At 64.0% G+C, this 16,743-nt stretch carries 11 protein-coding genes; 3 read left to right on the plus strand and 8 right to left on the minus strand.

The window, feature by feature from the left end:
- Positions 1–14 precede the first annotated feature (14 nt).
- The 7 genes from LT40_RS05980 to LT40_RS06010 form a co-directional block, all read right to left on the minus strand.
- Positions 15–1,649, minus strand: a complete 1,635-nt coding sequence (locus LT40_RS05980) for a BatD family protein (protein WP_043187628.1) — start codon at positions 1,647–1,649, stop codon at positions 15–17.
- Complete coding sequence (locus LT40_RS05985; RefSeq protein ID WP_043187630.1) at positions 1,646–3,385, minus strand: VWA domain-containing protein; 1,740 nt, start codon at positions 3,383–3,385, stop codon at positions 1,646–1,648. Before LT40_RS05985 ends, LT40_RS05980 begins: the two co-directional genes overlap by 4 nt.
- A complete protein-coding gene (locus LT40_RS05990) occupies positions 3,382–4,458 on the minus strand; it encodes a vWA domain-containing protein (RefSeq protein ID WP_043187634.1) in 1,077 nt (358 codons plus the stop codon). The genes LT40_RS05985 and LT40_RS05990 overlap by 4 nt, the downstream gene beginning before the upstream one ends.
- Complete coding sequence (locus tag LT40_RS05995) at positions 4,451–4,948, minus strand: DUF4381 domain-containing protein (RefSeq protein ID WP_043187636.1); 498 nt, start codon at positions 4,946–4,948, stop codon at positions 4,451–4,453. Before LT40_RS05995 ends, LT40_RS05990 begins: the two co-directional genes overlap by 8 nt.
- On the minus strand, positions 4,945–5,889 hold the full coding sequence (locus LT40_RS06000; RefSeq protein ID WP_043187642.1) for a DUF58 domain-containing protein: 945 nt from the start codon (positions 5,887–5,889) through the stop codon (positions 4,945–4,947). Before LT40_RS06000 ends, LT40_RS05995 begins: the two co-directional genes overlap by 4 nt.
- Before the next feature lie 4 nt (positions 5,890–5,893).
- Entirely contained in the window at positions 5,894–6,853 is a 960-nt protein-coding gene (locus tag LT40_RS06005; protein ID WP_043187645.1) for an AAA family ATPase, read from the minus strand.
- A gap of 243 nt (positions 6,854–7,096) precedes the next feature.
- Complete coding sequence (locus tag LT40_RS06010) at positions 7,097–7,447, minus strand: hypothetical protein (protein ID WP_043187649.1); 351 nt, start codon at positions 7,445–7,447, stop codon at positions 7,097–7,099.
- A gap of 267 nt (positions 7,448–7,714) precedes the next feature.
- On the opposite strand from LT40_RS06010, the gene LT40_RS06015 reads away from it, so the two are divergent.
- From LT40_RS06015 to LT40_RS06025, 3 genes are all read left to right on the plus strand, one after another.
- Positions 7,715–12,574, plus strand: coding sequence for an NAD-glutamate dehydrogenase (locus LT40_RS06015; protein ID WP_043187653.1), 4,860 nt, complete (start codon positions 7,715–7,717; stop codon positions 12,572–12,574).
- 244 nt (positions 12,575–12,818) lie between these two features.
- Positions 12,819–13,271 (plus strand): hypothetical protein, encoded by a 453-nt coding sequence (locus LT40_RS06020; RefSeq protein ID WP_148308518.1) that lies wholly within the window; start codon positions 12,819–12,821, stop codon positions 13,269–13,271.
- Between the two features lie 161 nt (positions 13,272–13,432).
- Positions 13,433–13,966 carry a hypothetical protein gene (locus tag LT40_RS06025; RefSeq protein ID WP_043187659.1) on the plus strand — a complete coding sequence of 178 codons (534 nt, stop codon included), beginning with the start codon at positions 13,433–13,435 and terminating at the stop codon, positions 13,964–13,966.
- Positions 13,967–14,065: 99 nt separating this feature from the next.
- Here LT40_RS06025 and acnB read toward each other — a convergent pair whose 3' ends face one another.
- Positions 14,066–16,675, minus strand: coding sequence for a bifunctional aconitate hydratase 2/2-methylisocitrate dehydratase (acnB, locus tag LT40_RS06030; RefSeq protein ID WP_043187663.1), 2,610 nt, complete (start codon positions 16,673–16,675; stop codon positions 14,066–14,068).
- Positions 16,676–16,743: the final 68 nt, after the last annotated feature.

The raw sequence follows: 16,743 nt of genomic DNA on the forward strand, positions 1-16,743 counted from the left end.
CCGCCCCGTGGGGATTATTTGGGATACAGCGGCGGCAACCCGGCGTTTTCAGCTGCCGGATCCAGGGCCGGGCCGCTGCGCAGGATACTGCCGATCGCGCGCCACAGTTCCTCGCCTTGCCAATACTGGCCGCTTTCACTGTAGAGCGCTCCATTGAGCCCATCCAGGGCGTCGGACAACGGCACGAAGCGCGCCGCCATATCGGCCAGTGTCTCGGGTTGCTGGCGGGCCCAGGCGTCCAGGGCCTGGCGGGTGGCCTGGGGGTCATTGGCCTGGCACGCGCGCTTGAGGTCATCGAGCAAGGTACGTGGGCTCGGCCCGGTTTGTGCCGCGCGCAGCACTGCCGGCTGTCCCCGGGCCCGCCACCACAGGGCAAAACCGATCATCGTGGTGAACAACAAGATCACACTGACCAGTTTCCAGGGCCAGGCGACATCCGGTTCGGTACCCGCGGCGCCAACCGGTGTATCGACCATCAGTCCGGCGTTCCCGGCGACGTCCAAACTGCGCGCCGGCAGGCCGGTACGCTCCAGATGGTCTTCATGGGTGTTCCACCAGACCACCTCGACGCTGGGCAGCTGCAGCGTGCCACTGCGCGCCGGCACCAGTGCCTCGCGCTCCTGGCGGCTGCCGATCAGGCCTCGGTCGCTAGTCTGGTTGCTCAACTGGGGCTGGTCCGGGTAGCGGCGCAAGCCGTCCACCAGGGTACCCGGCAGCGCGGGCAGCTGAGCACTGGACAGGCCTTCGGCCTTCACTTCCAATGTCCGAGTGAGGGAATCGCCAACCTGGCTGCTGGGCGGGTCGGGGTTCCAGCTTTCGCTCAGGCTCAGGCTGCGTGCTGGCAGCCACGGCGTGTCGGCGGGGTAGGCCGCTGGCACGCCCCTGACCGTCAACGACATCGGTGCAGACGTCACCCGGGTCAGCTTGCCCGGTCGTGGCGAACTGCTGCCGCTCTCGCCCGGTGCGGCGGGCTCGACTGTGGTGGCGGTGAAGGCCAAGGCAGGAATCGACAGTTCGCCACTGCGTTGCGGATAGAGGGCATAGCGCATCTCGATGACACCGTGGCGGACACCGTTGATGATCTTCTCGAACGTGCGCGAACCGCCCAGTGGTTCGATGCGCGCATCGGCCAGCTGCAGTGGCGTCAGGCTGCTGTCGTCGTACAGCGGCACCGAATGATAGATGCGCAAGGTCAATACCGCTTGCGCCTGCACATAGACATTGTCGCTATCCAGGCTGGCATCGATGAACACCGGCGCCATGTTCGCCCGCAGCGGCAGGTCGCTGTGCAGAATTTGCAGGACGATCGGCTGGCTGCGCAGTTCGCCTAGTTGCAGGGCAGCGATGGTCACGCTGCCGGTCTGGCGCGGCAGCAGGGTAATGATCCAGCGGGTCGTGGCCTGACGGTCGCCATCCAGGCTGGTGAGGCGGTTGACCTGGCGTGTATCGCGCACCTCGAACGAGCCCTCGAGCGGGGTCAGGTCAGGCTTGCCGAACTGCGTGACATCGTTGGTTTCCAGGGTCAGTTCGACCGTTTCACCCGAATTGAGCCGCGAGCGATCGACGCTGGCCACCAACGTTGCGGCCTGCGCCCACTGGGCGAGCATGGCCAGGGTTGCAGTGATGCAGAGGGCGCTGAGGCGACTCATCGAATCGTGTCCTGATGCTGTTGCTGTTCGTACCAGAATTTGCGCCGCAGCAATTCCGCCGGGTCGTCCGGGATCTGCTGCAACCATTGCTCCAACGCTTGGCGCTGTTCGGCATCCAGGCTGGTCTGGGTCGGCCGGGGCGGCGGCCGGGTGGTGGCGTCGTCGCTTGGCGGCTGGGGTGGTGTCGAGGATTGTGCCTCAATCCGGTCTCCGCCTGCTTGTCCAGAAGGGCTTTCCTGAGCGCCTGGCGCATCGTTGTCCTGCGCGCCATTGTCGGCCGATGCGGATGAATGTGGATCCTGATCGTCAGGCACGGTGGCGCCCGGTGCCTGTGGTTTGTGGGCCTGATCGGAGGCCGAGTCGGGTTCGGCAGGCGCCTGGCGCAGCAGTTGTTCCACCAGCGCACGGTTTTCCAGCGCCGGGCGCAGGTCGGGTTGACGTTCCAGCGCCTGGTCGTAGGCGTCCAGGGCGGCGTCCAGTTCGCCGCTGCGCGCCAGGGCGTTGCCCCGGTTGTAGTGATCACGGGCACTGTCGCCCTGGGCGAAGCGCTCGGCGGCTGCGGCGTAGTCGCCCGCCTCGTAGAGCGCCATGCCCTGCCACTGGGCATCGGCAAAGCGTCGCGCAGCCTGGGCCGGACGCTGCTGCTCTAGCAGGGCTTGTCCTTGCTGATCGCGGCGCAGCCAAAGGTCCTGAAAGTCGAAGGCATACCCGGGCTGTGGCGCGATCAACAGGCACAAGGGCAGGCAGAACAGCCAGCCGCGGCGGCCGGCGAGGGCTGCAAGCAACAGCAGGGGGAGCAATAACCAATGACCCTGGTCGGCCCAGCTGTCCAGCTGTTGGGTCTTGCCGTTGCCGCGCAATACGGTGGGCCGATCGAGCAATCCGAGGTTGCGCAAGTCCAGGTCATCCGAACGCGCCTGCCGGTACAGACCGCCGACATCGCCGGCGAAGCTGCGCAGCCCGGCACTGTCCAGGCGAGGCAGGCGGATGGCACCTTGCTCGTCCCTGAGGAAATCACCGTTTTCCTGCTTCACCGGCGCACCGTCGCGGGTGCCGATACCCAGGATCAACAGCTGTGGTGAATGGTTGTCCAGACGCTGGGCAATCCCTCGACGCTCTGTGTCCGATAACTGTGAAGCCAGCAGCAGAATGCGGCCCTGACCTTGTTCGGCCTGGTCGAGCAAGTCCAACGCACGCTGTACGCCGAGGTCGGCGCGTTGGCCTTCAACCGGCATGATCGAGGGCTTGAGTGCCTCCAGCAGGTTGCGGCTGGTCCCCAGGTCGTCGGACAGCGGCACCAGCACGTGCGCGCTGCCGGCATAGACGATGAAGGCCGTCTGCGCATCGCGGCGTGCGTTGAGCAAGTCCAGCAGTTTGCGTCGGGCCTGCTCCAGGCGATTGGGCGCCACGTCGGTGGCGAGCATGTCGGGGCTCAGGGCGAGCACCACCACCAGCGGGTCGACGACGGTTCGGCCAGGCTGTTCGATGCGCTGCCAGCTAGGACCCAGCAAGGCGACGCCGGTCAGCAACCAGGCCATACCCAGCACAATCCAGGGCGCCTTGCTCTGGCGACCGCTGCCACCGCCCAGCAGCACGGCGTGAAAATGGCGGGGCAGCAGCAGCTGCCAGCGCCCGGCGCGTTTTTGCCGGTGCCACAGTTGCCAGAGCAACCAGCCCAGCGCCGGCCAGGCCAGCAGCCACCAGGGCCGGAACCAATGCGGCCATGCCTCGATCATTTGCGCCTCCGCAGTTGCAGCCGTTCCAGGCGTTCGCGCCATTGCGGGGCGGTCGGCAGGAATCGGCGCTTGCGCAGGAACAGTTGCACGGGGTTGTTCGGCCAGTTCTCGCGCACCACCAGCAACACACTGAGCAGCAACGCTGCGCTCAGCGGCCAGATGTACAGCGCCTGTGCCGGTCGCGCCTGGGTGGGCTGCTGATCGACCGGCTCCAGGGTATCCAGGCTGGCACCGATGGCTTGCAGTTGATCGCCGTCGCGGGCGCGGAAGTACTGCCCGCCGGTGATCTGGGCAATCTCGCGCAGACTTGGCTCGTCCAGATCCAGGCTGGGGTTGAGTCCCAGCATGCCCAAGGCACCATTGGCACTGGGGTCGGCGCCGATGCCGATGGTATGGATGCGCACATGCTCCTGGGCTGCCAGGCGTGCAGCCGTGAGGGGGTGAATCTGGCCACCGTTGTTGGCCCCGTCGGTGACCAGAATCAACACCCGACTCTGCGCCGGACGCAGGCGCAGACGCTTGAGCGCCAGGCCGATCGCGTCGCCGATCGCGGTGTTCTTGCCGGCGATGCCGATCCGCGCTTCGTCCAGCCAGGTGCGTACGGTGCGTCGGTCGAAGGTCAGCGGCGCCTGGACATAGGCCTTGCTGCCGAACAGGATGAGACCGACCCGGTCGCCCTGGCGGTGTTCGAGAAAGTCGCCAAGCAGGCGCTGGACCAGCTCCAGCCGGCTGATGTCCTCGTTCTGCCAACGCATGTCGGGGTAGTCCATGGAACCGGACACATCCACGGCCACCAGCAGGTCGCGCCCGCTGGCGGCGATGGGCAAGGGGTCACCCAGCCACTGCGGGCGTGCCGCAGCGATCAGCAACAGCAGCCACAGCAGCACATAGGGCGCCTGCTGTTGCCAGGTGGGCAGGCTGATCCGGGCCCGACGCCCGGCCAGTCCTTCGAGTTCGTCGAGAAAACTGACCTTGAGCGCCGCCTCGCCGCTGTCGGCCGCCGGCAGCAACACGCGCAGCAACCACGGCAGGGGCAGCAAGGCGAAGACCCACAGCCAGGCAAATTCAAACATGCTTGCGTATCCAGGTTTCAACCGACTGCTGCAGGCCGGCGATGGCCTTGTCGTCGAGCCTGCATTCAGGCTTGTAGACCCCTTCCACCAGCACCATCCAGCGGGTCAGGCCGGCGGCCGGACAGCGGTTGTCGAGAAACGCCAGCCACTGGCGGCCATTGAGCACATGGCTGTTGGCGTTGGGGTAATGGTTGCGGCACAGGCGCTTGAGCAGGCCGTTGATCTGCTGCAGCCAGGCCCCGGCGGGCGCGCCGTCGTAAGGTCTGGGCAGGCGCGCCAGCTCTTCCAGCGCACCTTGACGCACCGGATCCAGAGGCTGCTCTTCGGCTACCGGAGGTTTGGTCGTGCGGCGCCAGCGGTGGCGCCAGCGCCAGGCAGCCCAGCCCAGCGCCGGTAGCACGAACGCGAGCAGCCACCAGCCGGGGGCGGGCGGCCAGAGGCCGATGGGCGGCGGCGCGATCAGGGGCCGCAACTGCTCCAGTGTGCTCATTTGGGTGTGCCCGGACGCTGCGGATTGAGGTACTCACGCAACTGCTCGATCATTTCGCTCTGCGTACTCAGGGGCATCATCAAGACGCGCAGCTTTTGTGCCAGGCGCTCCCAGCGGGCAATGCGCGCCTCGCTCAGCGCACGGTAGGCCAGGCGCATCTCCGGATTCAGGGTATCGATTTCCATCTGCCGGCCGCGTTGGGCGAAACGCAACAGCCCAGCAGCGGGCAGGGCGTGGTCGAGTGGGTCGGAAACCGGCAGCAACAGCAGGTCGCAGTGACGCGACAGCAGGCTCAACTGCTGTTCGGCGCCGTCGGTCAGCGCACGCTCGTCGCAGATGACGATGGCCAGGCTGCCAGGGCGCAGCACCTCGCGCGCCCGGCGCAGGGCCATGCCCAGGGCATCGTTTTCCGGCAGTGCTTCGGTGTGCAACGACTGATTCACCCGCACCAGGCGGTTGAGCAACTGCAACAGGCTCTGCTTGCTGCGCCGCGGCTTGATCTCGTAGTGCTCGCCATCGCCGAATACCAGCCCGCCGACCCGGTCGTTGTGCCCCAGCGCCGCCCAGCCGATCAACGCGGCTGCCTGCGCGGCGAGCACCGACTTGAACATCTGGCCGGAACCGAAGAACAACCGCCGGCTCTGCTCGACCAGAATGAAGATCGGCCGCTCGCGCTCTTCGTGGAACAGCTTGGTGTGCGGTTCCTGGGTGCGTGCGGTGACGCGCCAGTCGATGCTGCGCACATCGTCGCCGGCCTGGTACACCCGCACCTGGTCGAAATCCACACCGCGTCCACGCAGCTTGGAATGGTGCAGGCCGATCAAGGGGCTGCGCTGGGCCGGGGTGGAGAACAGCTGCACTTCGCGCACTCGATGGCGCATCTCGATCAGCTCGGCCAGGCTGATGCGAATGCCAGGCTCTGGCGGCGGCTCCTGGCTCATGGGGCTAGGCGACGGCCACGACGTCGAGGATGCGCTGGATCACTCGATCCTGATCGACCCCGGCGGCTTCGGCCTCGAACGAGAGGATGATGCGATGGCGCAGGACGTCGAATAGCACCGCCTGGATGTCTTCCGGGCTAACGAAGTCACGTCCTGCAAGCCAGGCGTGGGCCCGCGCGCAACGATCCAGCGAAATGGAACCGCGCGGGCTGGCGCCGTAGGCCAGCCACTCGCCAAGCTCGGCGTCGAATTTGCTCGGGGTGCGTGTGGCCATGACCAACTGCACCAGGTATTCCTCCACGGCGTCGGCCATGTACAGCCCGAGGATTTCCTTGCGCGCGGCGAAAATGGCCTGCTGGCTGACACGCCGCTCCGGCTTGGTTTCGCCATTGAGCGCCTCGCCGCGGGCCTGCTGCAGAATGCGCCGCTCCACGGCTGCATCCGGAAAGCCGATCTTGACGTGCATCAGGAAGCGATCGAGTTGCGCCTCGGGCAGGGGATAGGTGCCCTCCTGCTCGATCGGGTTCTGCGTGGCCATGACCAGGAACAACGGCGACAGGTCGTAGGTGCTGCGACCGACACTGACCTGACGCTCGGCCATGGCCTCGAGCAGCGCCGACTGCACCTTGGCCGGCGCCCGGTTGATCTCGTCGGCCAGCACCAGGTTGTGGAAGATCGGCCCCTGCTGGAACACGAAGCTGCCGGTTTCGGGCCGATAGATCTCGGTGCCGGTGATGTCGGCGGGCAACAGGTCGGGGGTGAACTGAATGCGGTGGAACTGCGCCTCGACGCCTTCGGCCAGTTCCTTGATCGCTTTGGTCTTGGCCAGCCCCGGCGCGCCCTCGACCAGCATGTGACCGTCTGCCAGCAGCACGATCAGCAGGCGCTCGACCAGCTTCTCCTGACCGAGGATCTGCGTGGAAAGAAAGGTTCGCAGCGCGATCAGCGCTTCACGATGTTCCATCGTTGACGGTTCCTGAAGAAGGGACCGAGTACGCGGGTGAGGGCGTCTTGGCCGGGGGCAGCTACTTTAATGCATTGGGGGGTAGGAGAGGAATCGGTGTGTTCGACCGGGCACCTCCGTATCCCGTAGGAGCGGTCAGTGGCCGCGAAGAAGCTTGCACGGCCAGAAAGATCGGTTGGGTCTGCCGGCCATTTCGCGGCCACTGGCCGCTCCCACACATATACAGAGCGGCGGATAGTGAGGTCAGTTGATTTCCAATGTCCCGACACCGGCCAACAAAATCCTCAACGTCTCTTCGATTTCCGCCCGATCGGCCCCATCGCTGGCATGTTCGATTTCAAGCACATCATCCCCACCGAATACATCCGCATCCCTAGCGGCCACTTCCACCAGCAGGCGTTTGGCACTCAGGGTCACCTTGAGGTCACGCAGCAGATACGGCTCTTCGCCGAGGGTGATTTCCAGCTCTTCTTCGTCCGGAAAGCGCGTCATCAGAAACATCTCGCCTGCGGTGCCGTGGCAGCACAGCAGGGCCATGTCGTCTTCTTCTTCATCGCGGGGGTTGGCCATCAGCAGGGAGGCGGTCATGCGCATGGAGGAACTCCTGTTGTAGGAAAATGGCGCGATTATAGCCAGTAATGCCTCGATGCGCTGGAACGCCCGTGCCAGTGCGCTCATACGACAACTCCTGCATGACCGAATATGTCGCCGCACCGCAAGAGTGCATGCCGGGCTCTGGGTAAGCTAGGTCGTTGGACCTCTTGAATGTCGCCCTGCAGCGCCGGATTGGCTATGGTTGATCCGAACCGGGGTGACCTGCGACGCTTCACCCAATAACAAAGCCCAAGCGGAGTACCACAGATGGCGTTCTTCACCGCAGCCAGCAAAGCCGACTTCCAGCATCAACTGCAATCGGCCCTGGCTCAGCACATCAGCGAGCAGCAACTGCCACAAGTGGCGCTGTTCGCCGATCAGTTCTTCGGCATCATCTCTCTGGACGAACTCACCCAGCGCCGCCTCAGCGACCTGGCCGGCTGCACCCTGTCGGCGTGGCGCCTGCTGCAGCGTTTCGATCATGCCAAGCCGCAGGTGCGGGTCTACAACCCCGATTACGAACGTCACGGCTGGCAGTCCACCCACACCGCCGTCGAGGTGCTGCACCACGACCTGCCGTTCCTGGTGGATTCGGTGCGCACCGAGCTCAACCGCCGCGGCTACAGCATCCATACCTTGCAGACCACCGTGCTCAGCGTACGCCGCGGCAGCCAGGGCGAGCTGCTCGAAGTGCTGGCCAAGGGTGCCCAGGGCGAAGACGTCCTGCATGAATCGCTGATGTACCTGGAAATCGACCGCTGCGCCAACGCCGCCGAACTCAATGTGCTCGCCCGCGAGCTGGAGCAGGTGCTGGGCGAGGTGCGCATCGCGGTGCAGGACTTCGAACCGATGAAGGCCAAGGTCCGCGAATTGATCACGCTGGTAGAGCAGACCGCGTTCGCCAGCGACGAGCAGGAAAAGGCCGAGATCAAGGCCTTCCTCGAATGGCTCACGGACAACCACTTCACCTTCCTTGGCTACGAGGAATTCGTGGTCGACGCCGATGCGCAGGGTGGCCAGCTCAGCTACGACCCACAGTCCTTCCTGGGCCTGACCCGGCTGTTGCGCGCCGGCCTGAGCAGCGAAGACCTGCACATCGAAGACTACGCTGTGCAGTACCTGCACGAACCGATGCTGCTGTCGTTCGCCAAGGCCGCGCACCCCAGCCGCGTGCACCGTCCGGCCTATCCTGACTACGTCTCGATCCGTCAGATCGATGCCGACGGCAAGGTGCTGAAAGAATGCCGCTTCATGGGCCTGTACACTTCGTCGGTGTATGGCGAGAGCGTGCGCGAGATTCCCTACATCCGCCGCAAGGTCGCCGAGATCGAACGCCGCTCCGGTTTCCACGCCAAGGCACACCTGGGCAAGGAACTGGCCCAGGTGGTCGAAGTGCTGCCGCGCGACGACCTGTTCCAGACCCCGATCGACGAACTGTTCAGCACGGTCATGTCGATTGTGCAGATCCAGGAGCGCAATAAGATCCGCGTGTTCCTGCGCAAGGACCCTTACGGCCGTTTCTGCTACTGCCTGGCCTATGTCCCCCGCGACGTCTATTCCACCGAGGTGCGGCAGAAGATCCAGCAGGTGCTCATGGAGCGCCTCAAGGCCACGGACTGCGAGTTCTGGACGTTCTTCTCCGAGTCGGTGCTGGCCCGCGTGCAGTTGATCCTGCGTGTCGATCCGAAGAACCGCATCGACATCGACCCGCAGCAGCTGGAAAACGAAGTGATCCAGGCCTGCCGCTCGTGGCAGGACGACTACGCCAGCCTGACCATCGAAAGCTTCGGCGAGGCCGCCGGTACCAACGTGCTGGCCGACTTCCCGAAAGGCTTCCCGGCCGGTTTCCGCGAGCGCTTCGCGGCGCACTCGGCGGTGGTCGACATGCAACACCTGCTGGCCCTCTCCGAAGCGCGCCCGCTGGTGATGAGCTTCTATCAGCCCCTGGCGCAGAGCGGTGAACGCCAGCTGCACTGCAAGCTGTACCACGCCGACACGCCGCTGGCGCTGTCGGACGTGCTGCCGATCCTGGAGAACCTGGGCCTGCGCGTGCTGGGTGAGTTCCCGTACCGCCTGCGTCACCGCAGCGGCCGCGAGTACTGGATCCACGACTTCGCCTTCACCTACAGCGAAGGGCTGAACCTGGACATCCAGCAGCTCAACGACACCCTGCAGGATGCCTTCGTGCACATCGTACGCGGCGATGCCGAGAACGATGCGTTCAACCGCCTGGTGCTCACTGCAGGCCTGCCATGGCGCGATGTGGCCCTGCTGCGTGCCTACGCGCGCTATCTCAAACAGATCCGTCTGGGCTTCGACCTGGGCTACATCGCCAGCACTTTGAACAACCACACCGATATCGCCCGCGAACTGACGCGGTTGTTCAAGACCCGCTTCTACCTGGCGCGCAAGCTGGCCGGCGACGACCTGGACGACAAGCAGCAACGTCTGGAGCAGGCGATCCTCACGGCCCTGGACGACGTCCAGGTGCTCAACGAAGACCGCATCCTGCGTCGCTACCTGGACCTGATCAAGGCCACCCTGCGTACCAACTTCTACCAGCCGGACGCCAACGGCCAGGTCAAGTCGTATTTCAGCTTCAAGTTCAACCCCAAGCTGATCCCCGAACTGCCCAAGCCGGTGCCCAAGTTCGAGATCTTCGTCTACTCGCCACGGGTCGAGGGCGTTCACCTGCGTTTCGGCAACGTTGCCCGCGGTGGCCTGCGCTGGTCGGACCGTGAGGAAGACTTCCGCACCGAAGTGCTTGGCCTGGTCAAGGCGCAGCACGTGAAGAACTCGGTGATCGTGCCGGTGGGCGCCAAGGGCGGTTTCGTCCCGCGCCGCCTGCCCCTGGGCGGCAGCCGCGACGAGGTGCAGAACGAGGCCGTGGCCTGCTACCGCATCTTCATTTCCGGGTTGCTCGACATCACCGACAACCTCAAGGATGGCAGCGTGCTGCCGCCGGCCAACGTCGTGCGTCACGACGATGACGACCCGTACCTGGTGGTGGCTGCGGACAAGGGCACCGCGACCTTCTCCGACATCGCCAACGGCATTGCCATCGACTACGGCTTCTGGCTCGGCGACGCGTTTGCCTCGGGGGGTTCAGCAGGTTACGACCACAAGAAGATGGGCATCACCGCCAAAGGTGCCTGGGTCGGCGTGCAGCGGCATTTCCGCGAGCGCGGCATCAACGTGCAGAAAGACAGCATCACCGTCATCGGCATCGGCGACATGGCTGGCGACGTGTTCGGCAACGGCCTGTTGATGTCCGACAAGCTGCAATTGGTGGCGGCGTTCAACCACCTGCACATCTTCATCGACCCCAACCCGGAGCCCGCCAGCAGCTTCGCCGAACGTCAACGCCTGTACGACCTGCCGCGCTCGGCGTGGAGCGACTACGACACCTCGATCATGTCCGCCGGTGGCGGCATCTTCTCGCGCAGCGCCAAGAGCATCGCCATCAGCGCGCAGATGAAAGAGCGTTTCGACATCAAGGCCGACAAGCTGACCCCGACCGAACTGCTCAATGCGCTGCTCAAGGCACCGGTCGACCTGCTGTGGAACGGTGGTATCGGCACTTACGTCAAGTCCAGCGAAGAGAGCCACGCCGATGTCGGCGACAAGGCCAACGACGCACTGCGCGTCAATGGCAACGAACTGCGCTGCAAGGTGGTGGGCGAGGGCGGCAACCTGGGCATGACCCAGCTGGGCCGCGTCGAGTTCGGCTTGAATGGCGGTGCGACCAACACCGACTTCATCGACAACGCGGCCGGGGTGGATTGCTCCGACCACGAGGTCAACATCAAGATCCTGCTCAACGAAGCCGTGCAGGCCGGCGACATGACCGAGAAGCAGCGCAACCTGCTGCTGGGCAGCATGACCGAGGAAGTCGGCCATCTGGTGCTCGGCAACAACTACAAGCAGACCCAGGCGCTGTCCCTGGCGGCGCGCAAGGCCTACGAGCGGTTGGCCGAGTATCGTCGCCTGATGGCCGACCTGGAAGTGCGTGGCAAGCTGGATCGGGCCATTGAGTTCCTGCCAACCGAGGAGCAGCTCAACGAGCGTGTCGCGAACAAGCAGGGCCTGACCCGGGCCGAGCTGTCGGTACTGATTTCCTACAGCAAGATCGACCTCAACGAGGCGCTGCTGGCCTCGCCGGTTCCCGACGATGCCTACCTGACCCGCGACATGGAAACGGCTTTCCCGCCGTCGCTGGTCAGCAAGTACGCCGAGGCCATGCGCAGCCATCGCCTCAAGCGCGAGATCGTCAGCACCCAGATCGCCAACGACCTGGTCAACAACATGGGCATCACCTTCGTGCAGCGGCTGAAGGAGTCAACCGGCATGACCCCGGCCAGCGTGGTCGGGGCCTATGTCATCGTGCGTGACATCTTCCACCTGCCGCACTGGTTCCGCCAGATCGAGGCGCTGGACTATCAGGTGTCCGCCGATGTGCAGTTGGCGTTGATGGACGAACTGATGCGCCTGGGCCGTCGCGCCACCCGCTGGTTCCTGCGCAGCCGCCGCAACGAGCTGGATGCAGGTCGCGACGTGGCGCACTTCGGTCCGCACATCGCGGCGCTGGGCCTCAAGCTGGACGAACTGCTCGAAGGGCCGACCCGCGAGCGCTGGCAGACCCGCTACCAGGGTTACGTCGAGTCGGGCGTGCCGGAGTTGCTGGCGCGCATGGTTGCCGGTACCAGCCACCTGTACACGCTGCTGCCGATCATCGAGGCGTCGGATGTGACCGGTCAGAACGCCGCCGAAGTGGCCAAGGCGTTCTTCGCCGTGGGCAGCAAGCTGGACCTGACCTGGTACCTGCAGCAGATCAGCAGCCTGCCGGTGGAAAACAACTGGCAAGCACTGGCCCGCGAGGCGTTCCGCGACGATATCGACCTGCAGCAGCGGGCGATCACCATCTCCGTGCTGAAGATGCAGGACGCTCCCGGCGACGTCGAGGAACGGCTGGACCTGTGGTTGGAACAGCACGAAGTGATGGTCAAGCGCTGGCGCGCCATGCTCGATGAGATCAAGGCCGCCACGGGGACCGATTACGCCATGTACGCAGTGGCCAACCGTGAACTGATGGACCTGGCCCTGAGCGGTGGAGCTCCGCAGCTCTAACTTGTAGACAAACCCATTCGCGCCGCGCCGCGAATGGGTTTGTCGATTCTCCGCCTGCACCCCGTATTCGCTGTCATCGTAGTACCTGTATGCGGGATACCTGTATCCCTGCAGTGCCCATATCCCTGTAGTGCCTGTCCAGAACCTGCTTGTTCAAACTGAGATCGGTCATCCGTGCAGTTTCGCTTTGCGCTGCCTGATGAAAACCTCAGCTCAACATCAACGACAGGATATGGACGTCAGCATGAATACATTTGCGGCAGGTTCCTTCTACGCACAACTCGAATGCATCACCCCTGGCCACACAGGTATCGTCGGCGTTGCTGAAAACGCCACGGTGCCTACTCAGAGAGGGCAACTGGTCATTGGCGAAACCTCAGCACGCGTAGTGTTTTTTTTCGACTACAAAGGGCAGGCGCAGGGTCGTATCCACTTCCGCATTCGTGCTGCCTTGAAGGGCAGTTGGCGCGGCGCCACGCTGGGCGTGAGCGGTGACGGGTCGTTGAGTCTGAACACACCTGAGTACGAAGCGGATGACTGGGGCATCGTCCCGCTGAATGCGTGGGGAACAGGATCCAAGCTTGAGTTCAGCCTGCAAACCAGGCAAGGCCGGCAGGTCGGTCTTCATTCAGAACGCCGCCTTGCCTTGGGCGCAGAACCAGTCGGCGTATTTCGTCCCACATTGCGTCGGGGTTGAACAGACCGGGCGGCATCCACTCACGCAACGTTCCAACGATCTCCCTTACCAAAGCTGAAGGGTGCAGTCCTGTACGTCACCACCCTTTTTTGGACGGAGTAATTATTTACCGCAGGGTGCACTTCCCGCCGTCATAGCCTCTTGGTCATGCAGAGAAGGGCATGCGCCCTGATCAAGAAGCGACCTGGGAGGTCACTATGAAAAATTTAATGGGCACTTCATTCATTGCACAGCTGAAATGCATCGCGGGCACTTACCCACCGTTTGTCGCGCTTTCCGAAGGCGACATCGCGGCGAAGTCGGGTTGGTTGGAGCTGACGCATGATTCGTCACGCTCGGTCGCATTCAGGTTCCAATTTCTCAGCCAAACCGAAGATCGTTTTCACTATGCGATTACCGGAGCGGAGGAGGCTGGCTATTACGCCGATGCGGCGCTGGGCGTGAGCTTGAACAGCTACGTAGGGCTGTATCATCTGGCCACAGTCGAGAACGTCTGGAAGTTTGACTTCACCGCGACGGGGCTGGATGAAGAAGGTTTTTGGCTGCGCGACAAGGACGGCTATCGCATGGCAGTGACTGAAATCCCGCATGCGGGGTTTGTAAGCATTCCCGGGGTGGCGGGTGTACCTCGACTGAACGTAGCCTCGGGAACCCTTGCGCGATTTGAATTGACGGCGGTACGCGCGTTGGGCTGAGGGTTGCCCAACCGATACGCCTGACAAAAAAAGGGTCGCTCTCCTGAGAGAGCGACCCTTTTATTTTTCCATCGACAAACAGGCGTTATGCAACAGGCATCAAGCCTGAACCACCGGAATGTTCGCGTTGGCCGCGGCATCGCGGAACTCGGCGATCTGGTCGAAGCTCAGGTAGCGGTACACATCGGCAGCCATGCTGTCGATGCTGGCCGCGTACTCCATGTACTCCTCGACCGTTGGCAGCTTGCCCAGGATGGACGCGACGGCGGCCAGCTCGGCGGACGCCAGGTACACGTTGGCACCGTCGCCCAGACGGTTCGGGAAGTTACGAGTCGAAGTCGACACCACGGTGGAGTTGGGTTCCACGCGTGCCTGGTTACCCATGCACAGCGAGCAGCCTGGCATCTCCATGCGCGCGCCAGCCTTGCCGTAGATGCCGTAGTAGCCTTCTTCGGTCAGCTGATGGGCATCCATCTTGGTCGGTGGCGACAGCCACAGACGGGTCGGCAGTTGGCCCTTGACCTTGTCGAGCAACTTGCCGGCAGCGCGGAAGTGACCGATGTTGGTCATGCACGAACCGATGAACACTTCGTCGATCTTCTCGCCCTGAACGGTGGACAGCAGGCGTGCATCGTCCGGATCGTTCGGTGCGCACAGGACCGGCTCTTTCAGGTCGCTCAGGTCGATCTCGATGATTTCGGCGTATTCGGCGTCGGCATCGGCACTCAGCAGTTGCGGGTTCGCGACCCACGCTTCCATGGCCTGGGCACGACGTTCCATGGTCCGCGCATCGCCGTAGCCTTCGCTGATCATCCAGCGCAGCAGGGTGATGTTGGACTTCAGGTATTCGGCGATGGCCTTTTCCGGCAGCTTGATGGTGCAACCGGCGGCGGAGCGTTCGGCCGAGGCGTCGGACAGTTCGAACGCCTGCTCGACGGTCAGCTCGTTCAAGCCTTCGATTTCCAGGATGCGACCCGAGAAGGCGTTGATCTTGCCTTTCTTTTCGACGGTCAGCAGGCCTTTCTGGATGGCGTAGTACGGAATCGCGTGGACCAGGTCGCGCAGGGTGATGCCCGGCTGCATGGTGCCCTTGAAGCGCACCAGGACCGACTCGGGCATGTCCAGCGGCATGACGCCGGTGGCGGCGGCGAAAGCCACCAGGCCTGAGCCGGCCGGGAACGAGATGCCGATCGGGAAGCGGGTGTGCGAGTCACCACCGGTGCCGACGGTGTCCGGCAGCAGCATGCGGTTCAGCCAGCTGTGGATGATGCCGTCGCCTGGACGCAGGGACACGCCGCCACGGGTGCGGATGAAATCCGGCAGGGTGTGGTGGGTGGTCACGTCGATCGGCTTTGGATAGGCCGCGGTGTGGCAGAAGGACTGCATGACCAGGTCGGCCGAGAAACCCAGGCAGGCCAGGTCCTTGAGCTCGTCGCGGGTCATCGGGCCGGTGGTGTCCTGGGAGCCGACGGTGGTCATCTTCGGCTCGCAGTAGGTGCCGGGACGAACGCCTTGGTTCTCAGGCAGGCCACAGGCCTTGCCGACCATCTTCTGCGCCAGGGTGTAGCCCTTGCCGGTATCGACCGGGGCTTCTGGCAGCTTGAACAGATCGGTCGGGCCCAGGCCCAGTTCGGCGCGTGCCTTGTCGGTCAGGCCACGGCCGACGATCAGCGGAATGCGGCCGCCAGCGCGGACTTCGTCGAGCAGTACAGGGGTCTTGAGCTCGAAGGTGGTGATCACTTCGTCGCTGTCGTGCTTGCAGACCTTGCCCTGGTGCGGGTACAGGTCGATCACGTCGCCCATGTTGATGTTCGACACGTCGAACTCGATCGGCAGGGCGCCGGCGTCTTCCATGGTGTTGTAGAAGATCGGGGCGATCTTGGTGCCGAAGCAGAAACCACCGGCGCGCTTGTTCGGCACGTACGGGATGTCGGTACCGAAGAACCACAGCACCGAGTTGGTGGCCGATTTACGCGACGAACCGGTACCGACCACGTCACCCACGTAGGCGACGGGGTAGCCGTCGGCGTACATCTGGGCAATCTGCTTCATCGGGCCGATCGAACCCTGGACGTCGGGCACGATGCCTTCGCGGGCCATCTTCAGCATGGCCAGGGCGTGCAGCGGGATGTCCGGGCGCGACCAGGCGTCGGGTGCAGGGGAGAGGTCGTCGGTGTTGGTTTCGCCGGTGACCTTGAAGACGCGCAGGCTGATCTTGTCGGCCAGGGTCGGACGCTTCTTGAACCACTCGCCGTCGGCCCAGGATTGCAGTACGCCCTGAGCGTGGGCATTGCCGTTCTTGGCTTTTTCCGCGACGTCGTGGAAGGCGTCGAACATCAGCAGGGTGAACTTGAGCTGTTCGGCAGCTACCGGCGCCAGGGTGGCGTCGTCGAGCAGTTCGACCATGGTGGCGATGTTGTAGCCGCCCTGCATGGTGCCGAGCAGTTCGACGGCGCGCTTGCTGTCGATCAGCGGCGAGGTGGCTTCGCCCTTGGCCACGGCGGACAGGAAGCCGGCCTTGACGTAGGCGGCTTCGTCCACCCCTGGCGGTACGCGGTTGGTGATCAGGTCGACCAGGAAGGCTTCTTCGCCGGCGGGAGGGTTCTTCAGCAGCTCGACCAGGCCTGCGGTTTGTTCGGCGTTAAGCGGCTGGGGCACGATACCCTGGGCGGCACGCTCTTCGATGTGTTTGCGATAGGCTTCAAGCACAGTTATTACCCTCATCAGTGGTCCCGGAAGGGACGCTCATCCAGGGAACGCCTGCATCCATGCGCACG

This window comes from Pseudomonas rhizosphaerae, assembly GCF_000761155.1.
GTDB lineage: Bacteria > Pseudomonadota > Gammaproteobacteria > Pseudomonadales > Pseudomonadaceae > Aquipseudomonas > Aquipseudomonas rhizosphaerae.